This is a genomic window from Janthinobacterium sp. 35 (assembly GCF_002754575.1).
GTDB classification, from domain to species: Bacteria; Pseudomonadota; Gammaproteobacteria; order Burkholderiales; family Burkholderiaceae_D; genus Janthinobacterium; species Janthinobacterium tructae.
This window is the reverse complement of record NZ_PEFN01000001.1, coordinates 2,125,853-2,137,768: the sequence shown is the minus strand read 5'-3', so window position 1 is coordinate 2,137,768 and position 11,916 is coordinate 2,125,853. Positions and strand designations below refer to the sequence as shown.

The 11,916-nt window shown below is 61.0% G+C and carries 10 protein-coding genes and 1 tRNA gene; 9 read left to right on the top strand and 2 right to left on the bottom strand.

From position 1 onward, the window contains the following. Positions 1–22 precede the first annotated feature (22 nt). The gene (locus CLU93_RS09600; protein WP_099760906.1) at positions 23–1,924 is read right to left on the bottom strand and encodes a dynamin family protein; all 1,902 of its coding nucleotides are present in this window, start codon (positions 1,922–1,924) and stop codon (positions 23–25) included. A 10-nt stretch (positions 1,925–1,934) separates the two neighbouring features. Continuing rightward, on the bottom strand, positions 1,935–2,771 hold the full coding sequence (mutM, locus tag CLU93_RS09595) for a bifunctional DNA-formamidopyrimidine glycosylase/DNA-(apurinic or apyrimidinic site) lyase (protein ID WP_071079741.1): 837 nt from the start codon (positions 2,769–2,771) through the stop codon (positions 1,935–1,937). 166 nt (positions 2,772–2,937) lie between these two features. Here mutM and CLU93_RS09590 point away from each other — a divergent pair, with 166 nt between their 5' ends. From CLU93_RS09590 to CLU93_RS09550, 9 genes are all read left to right on the top strand, one after another. Beyond that, entirely contained in the window at positions 2,938–4,728 is a 1,791-nt protein-coding gene (locus CLU93_RS09590; RefSeq protein WP_099760905.1) for a tetratricopeptide repeat protein, read from the top strand. Between the two features lie 121 nt (positions 4,729–4,849). Next, on the top strand, positions 4,850–5,500 hold the full coding sequence (locus CLU93_RS09585; protein WP_099760904.1) for an outer membrane lipoprotein LolB: 651 nt from the start codon (positions 4,850–4,852) through the stop codon (positions 5,498–5,500). Further along, complete coding sequence (ispE, locus tag CLU93_RS09580) at positions 5,497–6,381, top strand: 4-(cytidine 5'-diphospho)-2-C-methyl-D-erythritol kinase (RefSeq protein WP_099760903.1); 885 nt, start codon at positions 5,497–5,499, stop codon at positions 6,379–6,381. Before CLU93_RS09585 ends, ispE begins: the two co-directional genes overlap by 4 nt. 78 nt (positions 6,382–6,459) lie before the next feature. Further along, positions 6,460–6,536: transfer RNA gene (locus CLU93_RS09575), tRNA-Gln, on the top strand. Between the two features lie 150 nt (positions 6,537–6,686). Further along, positions 6,687–7,637, top strand: a complete 951-nt coding sequence (locus CLU93_RS09570; protein ID WP_034753270.1) for a ribose-phosphate pyrophosphokinase — start codon at positions 6,687–6,689, stop codon at positions 7,635–7,637. Between the two features lie 168 nt (positions 7,638–7,805). Next, complete coding sequence (locus tag CLU93_RS09565) at positions 7,806–8,417, top strand: 50S ribosomal protein L25/general stress protein Ctc (RefSeq protein WP_099760902.1); 612 nt, start codon at positions 7,806–7,808, stop codon at positions 8,415–8,417. A 115-nt stretch (positions 8,418–8,532) separates the two neighbouring features. Next, a complete protein-coding gene (gene pth, locus CLU93_RS09560; protein ID WP_099760901.1) occupies positions 8,533–9,117 on the top strand; it encodes an aminoacyl-tRNA hydrolase in 585 nt (194 codons plus the stop codon). Positions 9,118–9,332: 215 nt separating this feature from the next. Beyond that, entirely contained in the window at positions 9,333–10,424 is a 1,092-nt protein-coding gene (gene ychF, locus CLU93_RS09555; protein WP_099760900.1) for a redox-regulated ATPase YchF, read from the top strand. Between the two features lie 147 nt (positions 10,425–10,571). Further along, a complete protein-coding gene (locus tag CLU93_RS09550) occupies positions 10,572–11,903 on the top strand; it encodes an IS4 family transposase (RefSeq protein WP_099764268.1) in 1,332 nt (443 codons plus the stop codon). The last annotated feature ends 13 nt before the right edge of the window (positions 11,904–11,916 follow it).

Sequence of the window (11,916 nt, the reverse complement as noted above, 5' to 3'; positions counted from 1 at the left end):
GTGTTCTGTGGTGTGATGTTGCTCAGCTTGCGCTGGCGGCACGCAAGGCGGCCAGCAATTGCGCCAGCTGCGCCTTGTCGCGTTCGAGCGCCGCCAGGCTGGCCTCGAAGCCGGCGATTTTCTGTTCCAGGCTGCCGGTGGCGTCGTGGATGCGCTGGATCGAGGCAAAGCGCAGTTTCAGCTGTTCCTTGTACTCGACGATCTGGGCTTCGAGCGGCGCCATGATGACTTTCAGCCAGGCGCTCGCGTCGTCATTGGCGTTGGTGAAACTGCGGCGCACGCGCGAGGCGATGGTGTCGAAGAATTTTTCCATCAGCACGACGCGGCTGGTGGTGAGCAGGGTCGCCGTGCCGAACTGCTTGTGATACACGGCTTCGATGTCGGCGATCTCCTTGCGGTAGCGGGCCAGCGAAAACGGCATCGGCGCGGCCAGTGCCAGGCCGTGTTCGGAGGCGAATTTGCGGTACATCACGTTCATCATTTCCGTGATCTCGGCCGTCTTGCCTTCCGAGCGGTCCAGGTTACTGGCGATGCGCTCGAAATACTGGCGCACGGCCTCGCGCAGGCCCGTGAAAAAGCGGCTGCGCTGCATGGCCGCGCGCACGCCATCGATATCGTCGCGCACGATGTCCATGCCCAGGCTCGTATACAGCTCCGTCGACAGGCGGGTAAACACGGCGCGCGTCGCTTGCAGCTTGAACAGGCTGCTGTCGAATTCCTTCTTCTCGATATCGATGCGCCGCATCATGTGCGCGATCACGCTCTGGTTCTTGCCGCGCAGGCTGTGCAGCTCGTGCAGCTGCTCGGCGATGCCGCGCACGCGCGCCGCCGCCTGCACCTGCTGCGCCGCTTCGATGGCGTCCAGGTCGAACGCCAGCTGGCGCCGGATGATGTCCTTGCGCGCGGGGATCAGCTCCTCGAACAGGGCCGTCTCGAGCGCCTGCAATCGGCTCTTTTCCAGCAGCGCCGCATCGTGGTTGATCTTGCCCACCAGGGCCTTTTGCGCCGAGACGGGGAACACCTGGCCAGCGTCCAGCATCAGGAGGTGCGCCACGCTGGCCTGCTGGCGTTCGATGGCTTGCGCCACCTCGGCGTCGCCGCGCAATTCATCCCACATGCTGTCGATCTTGTTGAGCACCACCAGGCGCCCGGCGCCGGCGCCGATATGGTTGCGCCATACTTCGATATCGCTGCGCGTGACGCCCGTGTCGGCCGCCAGAATAAACAGCACCGCATGCGCATTCGGAATCAGGTTCAGGGTCAGTTCCGGTTCCGTGCCGATGGCGTTCAGGCCGGGCGTATCGAGGATCACCAGGCCCTGTTTCAGCAGCGGATGGGGGAAGTTGATGATGGCGTGGCGCCACATGGAAATTTCCACCTGGCCGTCTTCGTCCAGCATGGCGGGAGCGTCCGCGTCGTCGGCGTCGTACAGGCCGTAACGCGCCGCTTCTTCCACGCTGACTGTTTTCGTCAGGCTGACCTGGCGGATGGCGTCCTGCATGTCGTCGCCCGCATCGATGTTCAGGGGCAGGACGGTCCAGGCGGCGGGCAGGTCGCGGTAGTCGCTGGTCGACAGGTTCTGCGCGCGCGTCTCGATGGGCAGCAGCCGGATCGATGGCGGCCATGCGGCGTCGTACAGCAGCTCGGTGGGGCACATGGTGGTGCGGCCCGCGCCCGAGGGCAGGATGCGCTGGCCATAGCCGGCAAAGAAGATGGCGTTGATCAGCTCGGATTTGCCGCGCGAGAATTCCGCCACGAAGGCGACAGATAAACGGTCATCAAGCAGGCGGGAACCACAGCGCGCCAGGCGCAGCGCGGAAGCGCCGTCGACCAGGCCCGCCGCGCTGGCGGCTTGCCGGTATGCCTGCAAGGCGGCCTGCACGTCCTGCCGCCATGCGCTGTATTGTTCCAAATCTCTGACCATCAGGCCCCCTTTACTTTTGACAGTTCACGCAGTAGAACGTGGAACGCTGTCCCTGCACGATCTGGCGGATAGGCGCGCCGCAGACTCGGCATGGCTTGCCCGCGCGGTTGTACGTGAAATACGTTTGCTGGAAATAGCCGGACTGGCCGTTCACGCCGATGAAGTCGCGCAGGGTGCTGCCGCCTTGCACGATGGCTTCGGCCAGCACGTCGCGGATCGCTTGCGCCAGTTTCTCATAGCGCGCCAGGCCGATGCGCCGGGCCGGCGTCTTCGGGTTGATCCCCGCGCGAAACAGGCTTTCGGAACAATAGATATTGCCCACGCCGACGACGATATCGCCCGCCATCAGTACCTGCTTGATATTGGTCCCCTTGTTGCGCGTTTTTTCGAACAGCAGCCGGCCCGTGAAGCCGCCTTCCAGCGGTTCCGTGCCCAGGCCGCGCAGCAGCGCGTGGCCATCGAGCGGGCCGTCGGCCTCGTCGTGCCACAGCACGGCGCCGAAGCGGCGCGGGTCCGTCATGCGCAGCACCTGGCTGCCGCCGTCCGCGTCTTCCACGACGAGGTCGAAATGGTCGTGCTTTTGCGCCTCCGTGCCCGTCGGCAGCACGCGCAAATGGCCCGACATGCCCAGGTGGATGATCAAGGTGCCGTGGCGGAAGTGGATCAGCAGGTATTTGCCGCGCCGTCCCGTCAGGCCGATGGTTTGCCCCGACAATTGTTCGCCCAGGGCCGGAGGGAAGGGCCAGCGCAGGCCGTCGCGGCGCAGCACGACGGCGCGCACGGCGCGGCCCTCGATATGGGGCGCGACACCGCGCCGTGTGACTTCGACTTCTGGCAATTCTGGCATAGGGCTCGAATGGTTGAAAACCAGGTAAAAACAGGCGGGTTGCCGGCCGATGGCTGGTCCGGGCCGGCTACGCCGCCACGACGTATATATTTCGTTACATACGTGAAGTACGCGATAGCCGTGTTGGGCGTAGAATCAAACTTTGCCGTTTAGCCAGGATCAGCCTTTGAAAAACGCTTTCGCCATTGTAACCTTGTCCGCCCTGATGGCCACGCATGCCATGGCTCAGACGCCTGTCGCCCCCGCCGATGCCGCGGCCAGCCCCTCTGCGGCCGCGCCTGCCGCGCCGCAGGAAGGAGGCGCCGATTCCAAGGCTGACGCCAAGGCGGCGGGTTTGCCGAAGGTCGAATTGACCAGCGACTTGCTGTACAAGCTGACCCGCGCTGAAATGGAATTCAAGAGCGGCCAGTGGCAAGGGCCGTACGTGACGATGATGGTGGCGGCGCAGCAGACGCGCGACCCGCGCCTGGCGCGCCGCGCTTCGGAAATGGCGCTGGCCGCCAAGCAGGGCAGCGAAGCGCTGGCGGCCATCCGCCTGTGGCGCGAGCTGGCGCCCGATTCGGACGAGGCGACGCAGTTCTTCCTCGGCTTTGTCGTGTTGACGGACAAGATCGAAGAAGCGGAACCGATTTTCGCCGAGCGCCTGGCCAATGCACCGGCGGGCGCGCGTGGCGTGGCCCTGTTCCAGATGCAGCAGATTTTGTCGCGCTCGAATGACAAGCTGTATGCCTATTCGATGGTGACGCGCCTGGCGCAGCCCTACCTGGACATGTTCGAAGCGCATCTGGTGCTGGCACAGGGCGCCTTGTCGATCGGCGAGCGTGAACGCGCCATTGGCGAAGCGAACAAGGCGCTGGCCATCAAGCCGAACTCCGAGCTGGCCGCGCTGACCCTGGCCCAGGTGACGGGCGAGCCCGAGGCTGCGGGCAAGGTGCTGGCCGCTTTCCTGCAAAAGAATCCGGACGCCGTCGAAGTGCGCGGCGCGTATGCGCGCCTGCTGGTCGAACAAAAACAGCTGGAACCGGCGCGCGACCAGTTCCTGCTGCTGCTGAAAAGCGCGCCCGATAACGTGGGCGCCCTGTATGCGCTGGGCATCGTGGCGCTGCAGCTGGAAGACACCAAGGGCGCGGAGCAGTACTTCAAGCGCTTCCTGGCCGTGCTGGATAAAAATCCTGGCGACACGCGCGATCCTTTCAAGGCCCTGATGATTTTGTCGCAGATCGCCGAGACGCGCGGCGACACGGCCGGCGCCATCGCCTGGCTGGACAAGGTCGACAATAGCGCATCAAGCGGTTATGTCGAGGCGCGCTTGCGCCGCGCCCAGCTGATCGCGCGCGGCGGCAATCTCGATGCGGCGCGCAAGGCGCTGACGGAAATCGAAACGGACGATCCGGCAAGCCAGGCGCAGGTGTTGCTGGTCGATGCGCAATTCCTGCGCGACGCCGGCTATGTGCAAAGCGCCTACACGGTGCTGGAAAACGCCTTGCTGCGCTTCCCCGACAATCCGGAACTGCTGTACGACTACGCCTTGCTGGCCGAGCGCCTGGATAAACTCGAGCTGATGGAAGCGAGCCTGCGCCGCGTGATGGCGCTGGCGCCCGACAATCAGCATGCGTATAACGCCCTGGGCTACTCGCTGGCCGAGCGGGGCATCCGCTTGCCGGAAGCCTATGCGCTGATCGAAAAAGCGCTGCAGATGGCGCCGGGCGACCCGTTCATCATGGACAGCATGGGTTGGGTGCAGTTCCGCATGGGTAACCTGGCCGCCGCGGAAAACGCGCTGCGCCGCGCCTATGCCGTGCGCAGCGATCCGGAAATCGCCGTCCACCTGGGCGAAGTGCTGTGGCAGAAGGGCTACAAGGATGAAGCGCAAAAACTGTGGCGCGAAGCGCGCAGCAAGGACCCGAAAAACGATGCGCTGAAAAGTACCCTGGCGCGACTGAATGTCAGTTTGTGATTGTTAACCCAAGGGCAAAAACCGGGGTCAGACCCTGCAGGGGGAATGCGTTCCAGTGGAACGCATTCCGATCCCGCAGGGACTGACCCCACCTTGTCGCTGCCGGTTCTTTACTATTCCCATGTTAAAAAAACTCCTCCCCCTCACACTCGTCTGCCTGTCCCTCTCGGCCTGCTCGACCCTGACCTCCCCATTCTCGTCCGGCGCCGCGCCATCCGGTAAAACCGTCGCCCCTTACCGCGAACAGGTGGAGCTGACGGGCCGCTTGAACGTGGTGTACCAGAAGGATGACAAGCCCGAATCGGCAACCGTCAATTTCAACTGGCAGCAGACGGCGCAGCGCACGGATGTGACCTTGTATTCGCCCGTCGGCAGCACCCTGGCCACCATCGCCGTCACGCCGCGCGAGGCCGTGTTGACGCAAAGCGGCAAGGCGCCGCGCAGCGCGCCCGATGTCGATACCCTGAGCGCGCAGATGCTGGGCTGGTCCTTGCCCGTGTCGGGCTTGCGCGACTGGCTGCAAGGCTATGCCATGGGCGCCGATGGCAAGCGCTTTGTCGCCTCGCCCGCGAACGACAGCGTGACGACCAAGGACGGCTGGCGCTTGCGCTATGTGTCGTGGCAAGAAGTAGGGCAAAATGCGGCTGACAATACGCCGGGCGCCTTGCCGCAACCGCGGCGTATCGATGCCGAACGCAATGCCAGCGCGCAGGCCGATGCCGTCTCGCTGCGCATCGTGCTCGATCCCGCCACTTCCGCACCTGCACCATGACACTGACGACCCTGAACAATTGCCCGGCCCCGGCCAAGCTGAACTTATTTCTACACGTCAACGGCCGCCGCGCCGATGGCTACCATCTGCTGCAGACGGTATTCCAATTGCTCGACCATGGCGACACCTTGCACTTTGCGCTGCGCGACGACACGGCGATTGTCCGCGTGACGGCGCTGGCCGGCGTACCGCAGGAGCAGGACCTGATCATCCGTGCCGCGAAACTGCTGCAGGCCGAAGTGCTGCGCCGCACGGGCGCCTTGCCGCGCGGTGTCGATATCGCCATCGATAAAGTGCTGCCCATGGGCGGCGGCCTCGGGGGCGGCTCGTCCGACGCGGCCACGGCGTTGATGGCGCTGAACCGTTTGTGGCAAGCGGGGTTGACGCGCGAGGAGTTGATGGCGCTGGGCTTGCCGCTGGGCGCCGATATCCCGTTTTTCATCTTTGGCGAGAATGCCTTTGCCGAAGGCGTGGGCGAGGCCTTGCAGCCTGTCGCCACGCCAGAATGCTGGTATGTGGTGATCGAGCCGGGCGTGCAAGTACCCACCGCTGCAATTTTTTGCGCGGAAGGCTTGACGAGAAATACCGAACCCGTCACAATAGCGGACTTTTCCAGGTACCTCGCAGAAGGAAACGATGCGGGCGGGTTTGGTAAGAATGATTTACAGCAAGTAGCATGCAGTCTTTTCAAGCCGGTAGCAGATGCGGTAGAATGGCTGGGTGCTTACGGTGAGGCCAGGATGACTGGTTCCGGTGCTTGTGTATTTAGTGCGTTTGGCAGTCAGGAAGAAGCGGATGCGGTGCTCAGCAATGTGCCACCAGTCTGGATCGCCTGGAAGGCAAAAGCGCTGAGTCGCCACCCGATGCTTACCATGTTGTAGAGAGCAAAAAAAGATTTTGCTTAGCGTCAAATAGTCGGTATAATACTGGCCAACATGACGGCAAGCAGTCAGTAACGTAGGGGAATCGCCAAGCTGGTTAAGGCACTGGATTTTGATTCCAGCATGCGAAGGTTCGAATCCTTCTTCCCCTGCCACCATTTCACCGTAGTCTGTCGATGCGAAGTTAGCGTCCAGTGCGGAAAAAAGCAGATGTGTCGCCACGCGGCATATTCTAAACAATGACTGACCGGGCCTATGCCCGGTTAGTGCTTTTCAAGACTTCTATATCACCTCTTGGGACTCCCATGGCTTACGAAAACCTGATGGTTTTTACCGGCAACGCGAATCCAGCGTTGGCAGAGGGGGTCGCAAAAAACCTCGGCATCCCTCTCGGTAAAGCAAACGTTTCGAAATTCTCCGACGGCGAAGTAATGGTCGAGATTAACGAAAACGTGCGCGGCAAGGATGTTTTTGTTTTGCAATCCACCTGTGCTCCAACCAACGACAGCCTGATGGAAATCATGCTGATGGTTGATGCCTTGAAACGTGCTTCCGCTGGCCGCATCACCGCAGCCATTCCTTACTTCGGCTACGCCCGCCAAGACCGTCGTCCGCGCTCCGCGCGTGTGGCGATTTCGGCCAAGGTGGTGGCGAACATGCTGGAAGAAGCCGGTGTCGAGCGCGTCCTGATCATGGACTTGCACGCTGACCAGATTCAAGGTTTCTTCGATATCCCAGTCGACAATATTTACGCTTCGCCAATTTTGCTGGGCGACCTGCAAAAGAAAAACTACCAGGATTTGCTGGTGGTGTCGCCGGACGTCGGCGGTGTGGTACGTGCGCGCGCCCTGGCAAAACGCCTGGGCTGCGACCTGGCCATCATCGACAAGCGTCGTCCAAAAGCGAACGTGTCCGAAGTGATGAACATCATCGGTGAAGTCGAAGGCCGCAACTGCGTGATCATGGATGACATGGTCGACACGGCAGGCACGCTGACCAAGGCTGCCGAAGTGCTCAAAGAGCGCGGCGCGAAAAAAGTCGTGGCGTATTGCACGCACGCGGTGCTGTCGGGCCCGGCGATCGACCGTATTTCGGCTTCGCCACTCGATGAGCTGGTCGTGACCGATACGATCCCCCTGTCCGAAGCGGCCCTGGCCTGCGGCAAGATTCGTCAATTGACGTGCGCGCCGCTGCTGGCCGAGACGTTCAAGCGCATCATCAAGGGTGACTCCGTCATCTCGCTGTTCATCGATTAATTCGGTAAGAGCAGCAACAGACGTAATGCCTGCGGCGCGACCGGCTTTTTGCCTGTTGCGCCGCAGTGTTTTAGTTTTCGGGGCGCGTCTGCGCCCATTTCCGAAGATTCCTGGTCGCGGGAATCTTCATAACACAAGGCGCAAGCCTTGTTCTTCTTGGAGTTTCACATGAAAGTTATCGCATTTAAACGCGAATTGCAAGGTTCCGGAGCGAGCCGCCGCCTGCGCATTTCCGGCCAAACCCCTGGTATCGTCTACGGTGGCGCTGAAGCCCCGGTGCTGATCTCGCTGGATCACAACGCTCTGTACCACGCGTTGAAAAAAGAAGTGTTCCACTCGTCGATCCTGGATCTGGAAATCGACGGCGTTTCCCAGCAAGTTCTGTTGCGCGACTTCCAAGTCCACGCATACAAACAACTGGTTCTGCACGCTGACTTCCAGCGCGTTGACTCGAAGCAAGCTATCCACGTGAAAGTGGCGCTGCACTTCATCAACGCTGACGTTTCCCCAGCAGTCAAACTGCACGGCGCGACCATCAGCCACGTAGCCAACGAAATCGAAGTTTCGTGCCTGCCAGGCCAACTGCCAGAATTCATCAACGTTGACCTGTCGAACATCGACGTCGGTCACTCGCTGCACGTCGGCGACCTGGTCCTGCCAGCTGGCGTGACCGTTGTGGCCCATGGCGACAACCTGACCATCGCTACCGCTTCGGTACCGGCTGGCCACGTTGCTGCTGAAGCTGAAGCAGCTGCTGCTGTTGACGCCGACAAGAAGTAATTTTGCCGCCGCAGCAATGCGGTAGTCGCAAGGAAAAACCCGCCAGGTTCGCCGCGCGGGTTTTTTTCTGCCTGTTTTCACCGATAATGTTTTCTTTTTCATTGCAGACACAGCCATGCCCATACGCCTGATCGTCGGCCTCGGCAACCCGGGACCCGAATACGAACAAACCCGCCACAATGCCGGTTTCTGGCTGGTGGACAATCTTGCCAACAGCTTGCCCGGCACGCGCTTGCAGCGCGATTCGCGCTATAACGCCATGCTGGCAAAAACATCGATCGCCGGCAAGGAAGTCTGGCTGCTCGAACCGCTGACCTTCATGAACCGCTCGGGCCAGTCCGTGGGCGCGCTGGCGCGCTTTTTCAAGATCGCCGCCGATGAAGTGCTGGTGGTGCACGACGAGCTCGATCTGATGCCCGGCATTGCGCGCCTGAAGAAAGGTGGCTCGGCCGGCGGCCACAATGGCTTGAAAGACATCACGGCCGCATTGGGCACGCAGGATTACTGGCGCTTGCGCCTGGGCATCGGTCACCCGCGCACCCTGAGCCTGCAGCAGCAGGTGGCCGACTTCGTGCTGCACCGTCCGCGCCGCGAAGACCAGGAGCTGATCGAGCAAGCCATCGAGAAATCCTTGCAGGTCATGCCGCAGATCGTCGAAGGCAAGTTCGAGGCGGCGACCATGAAGCTGCATACGGTTTGAGAACAGGGCCTGATGGCGTCACGATACGGCTGTTTTGGCGTCATTTGCCCATCATCGGGCTTTTGAAGCGCGCCTGTCAGGGGTACAATTGACCCCTTGAAATGCAGCACACGCACCATTCCCGGAAAACGGCGAGCGATAGCTCCGTTTTCCCTAACAGCACGGCAAGCACGCCGATAGACGGCGCCATGTGCTTTGATTATTAAAGGTTTTCCATGAGTCTCCAATGCGGTATCGTCGGCTTGCCGAACGTCGGCAAGTCCACCCTGTTCAATGCACTGACGAAAGCCGGCATTCCGGCTGAAAACTATCCGTTCTGCACCATCGAGCCGAACGTCGGCGTCGTCGAAGTGCCGGATCCACGCATGGATGCGCTGGCCGCCATCGTCAAGCCGGAACGCACGGTCAACGCCATCGTGGAATTCGTCGACATCGCCGGCCTGGTGGCTGGCGCATCGAAGGGCGAGGGCCTGGGCAACCAGTTCCTGTCGCACATCCGCGAAACGGACGCCATCGTCAACGTCGTGCGCTGTTTTGAAGATGACAACGTCATCCACGTGGCCGGCAAGATCAGCCCGCTCGACGATATCGAAGTCATCCAGACCGAACTGGCGCTGGCCGACATGGGCACCGTGGAAAAAGCGATTCACCGCGAAAACAAGAAAGCCCGCTCGGGCGACAAGGACGCGGCCAAGCTGCTGGCCATCATGGAACGCATGATGCCTTACCTGAACGACGCCAAACCGGTGCGCGCGATGGGCCTGGACGCCGACGAAATGGAACTGATCAAGCCCTTGTGCCTGATCACGGCCAAGCCGGCCATGTTCGTGGCCAACGTCTCCGACACGGGCTTTACCAACAACCCGCTGCTGGACCAGCTGACCACCTACGCACAATCGCAAAACGCACCCATCGTCGCCATCTGCGCATCGATGGAAGCGGAAATCGCCGATCTGGATGCCGCCGACAAGGGCGCTTTCCTGGCTGACATGGGCCTGGAAGAGCCCGGCCTGGACCGCCTGATCCGCAGCGCCTACAAGCTGCTGGGCCTGCAAACCTACTTCACGGCGGGCGTGAAGGAAGTGCGCGCCTGGACCATCCATGTGGGCGACACGGCACCGCAAGCGGCCGGCGTGATCCACACCGACTTCGAACGTGGCTTCATCCGCGCGCAAACCATCGCCTATGACGACTTCATCACCTACAAGGGCGAAGCCGGCGCCAAGGAAGCGGGCAAGATGCGCGCCGAAGGCAAGGAATACGTGGTCAAGGATGGCGACGTGCTGAACTTCCTGTTTAACGTCTAAAGGCTACCCCTTTAAAGGTGCGTCGTCACAGATGAGATAAAACCTGCACTCTTTGTCGCAAACATCATCTAACTGGGACAGGAGGAAACTGCCATGATGATGAATGCTGTGGTATCGCACTGCGCAAAAATCAGCCCGCTGACTGTAATGGCAAGGCTGGCGCTGCAACGTGCCCTCGACCCTGCTTGGGTCGATGCACTTTTCGAGCGTGAACGTGGCGCCCAATACCAGAGGGAGCTACTGTTCTCGACGACAGTCGAACTGATGTCCGTGGTCGCAGTTGGGCTGCGGCCATCGCTTCACGCTGCAGCGCAGGCTTACCCTGATTTGCCTGTTTCGGTGCAAGCTTTATATGACAAGGTCAAGCATACCGAGCCGAACCTGGTACGGGCTCTGGTCACCGGCAGCGTCGAGCGCCTTGGAGATGTGATCACGCCATTTTTGCAGGGGAATGCACCGCTGGTTCCGGGTTACCGCACCCGAATCGTGGACGGTAACCATTTGCCTGCAAGCGAAAAGCGGTTGAAGCCTTTACGCGCCTTTCGCGGCGCCGCATTGCCTGGCCAGTCCCTTGTGGTGTATGACCCTGATTCGGGCCTGGTCGTCGATATGGAGCCTTGCGAAGATGCACACTCGCAGGAACGCGCCGTGATGCCGCCGCTACTAGAGCGTTCGCATCCGGGCGACCTGTGGATTGCTGATCGCAACTTCAGCACGCGCATGATCCTGTCCGAATGGGATCGCCGTGGGTGTGCCTTCATCGTGCGTGAGCACGGTCGTACGCCCAATCCGGCACCGCTCGACGAGCTGACATATCGAGGGAGAATCGCGACCGGCGCCGTCTTTGAACAGTGCGTTGCCATCCCTGGAGCTACAGGACAGAAGGTAGCATTACGTCGTATTGAACTGCAACTTTACAAGCCCACTGACGATGGCGAAATGATGCTCCGATTACTGACGAATCTACCAAAAGAGCATTTCAGCGCACGTGCCATTGCTCGCCTATACAGCAAGCGCTGGCGGATCGAGACAATGTTCCAGCGGCTCGAATCGGTCTTGCACAGTGAAGTCAAGACTCTCGGACACCCGCGCGCAGCCCTGTTCGCGTTCGGCACCGCGATCCTGGCCTATAACGTGCTGACTGTCTTGCAGCGCGCGGTAAGCACCGCGCATGACTTGGTTGCCAGCGGCATTGAGCTATCGCCGTTTTATGTGGCCGTGGAGGTACGAGCGCACTATGCCGGCATGGTGATGGCTGTGCCAACCAAAGCATGGCGGCGCTACGACGCCATGTGTGCATCAGAGCTGAGCAAATTACTGCTTCAGATTGCCGCTTACGCCAAACCAAAAACGCTGCGCAAACACCCTCGCGGCCCGAAAAAAACAACGAAAAAAGGCTACGTGGCCGGTGCTGTTGCCAGACGCCACGTATCAACGGCACGGGTATTAAAAGACGGGGCTGTCAATGTACACCTTTAAAGGGGTGCGTCTA